We start from the raw sequence: 242 nt of genomic DNA, 5'->3' as shown, positions 1-242 counted from the left end.
CTCGCATGCTCGAGGAGTTGCTGGCCGAGCTGAACGTTGAGGCGCATGAGGCGCTGATGGTCGGCGATACCGAATATGATCTGGAAATGGCGCGTGCCCTGGGCATGCACAGTGTCGGTGTCGACTACGGCGTACACAGTGTGCCGCGTCTTGAGGCCTGTGCGCCGCAGCGCATCGTCTCGCATTTCGATGAATTGATGGATTGGCTGTACGTGGCCAGGTAACGGCCGCGATCGCCCAGC

General features: G+C 61.2%; 1 protein-coding gene. It reads left to right on the top strand.

Features of this window, described 5'->3' with window-relative positions:
• Positions 1 to 224: HAD family hydrolase (locus R0J88_RS22905; protein ID WP_410901303.1), on the top strand; the 224-nt coding region annotated here is incomplete at its 5' end.
• Positions 225 to 242: the final 18 nt, after the last annotated feature.

Origin of the sequence: Pseudoalteromonas sp. SIMBA_162, from assembly GCF_046535955.1 — a bacterium.
GTDB classification, from domain to species: domain Bacteria; phylum Pseudomonadota; class Gammaproteobacteria; order Enterobacterales; family Alteromonadaceae; genus Pseudoalteromonas; species Pseudoalteromonas marina.
This window is presented reverse-complemented; position numbering and strand designations above follow the sequence as displayed.